This window comes from Mycobacterium sp. 663a-19 (assembly GCF_035616495.1).
Lineage (GTDB): Bacteria > Actinomycetota > Actinomycetes > Mycobacteriales > Mycobacteriaceae > Mycobacterium.
In genome coordinates, this window is the sequence record NZ_JAPJAV010000050.1 from 1 (window position 1) to 437 (window position 437).

The 437-nt window shown below is 73.9% G+C and carries 1 protein-coding gene; it reads right to left on the minus strand.

The annotated features are described in order from the left end of the window. Positions 1-437: PPE family protein, SVP subgroup (locus OQ968_RS24815; protein WP_420716006.1), on the minus strand; the 437-nt coding region annotated here is incomplete at both ends.

Below are 437 nucleotides of genomic sequence, written 5' to 3' on the forward strand. Positions count from 1 at the left end.
GTGGTGGCGGGCACGCCGCCGACGAGGTTGCCGGCCCCGGATTCGGGGGCGGTGATGACCTCGCTGACCGGGACCGCCGAGATGGGTTTGGCCACGCTGGGTGCGGTGGCCCCGGGCCAGGATTGGGGCACCGACAGCCCGGCCACATGCGCCCCGTGCCCCAGCCCGGCGGCGACCTGGCCGCCCCCGCCCAGCGCCCCGCCACCGAGGGCAGCGCCCAAACCGTGGGAGGCCCCGGCGGCGGCCTTGGCCGCCGCGGGCGCGGCGCTGCCCAGCAGTCCCGCCGACTTGGCGATCTGCACAAACGAGTTGCCCATACCGACGCTGAAGTAGGGCAGGCCCTCGGTGTTGTAGAACAGACCCGCAAACGGGGCATACCCGTTGACCAGTGCCCCCAGGCTGGTGGGCGCGGTGGTCTGGCCGGTCAGCAAGTACCA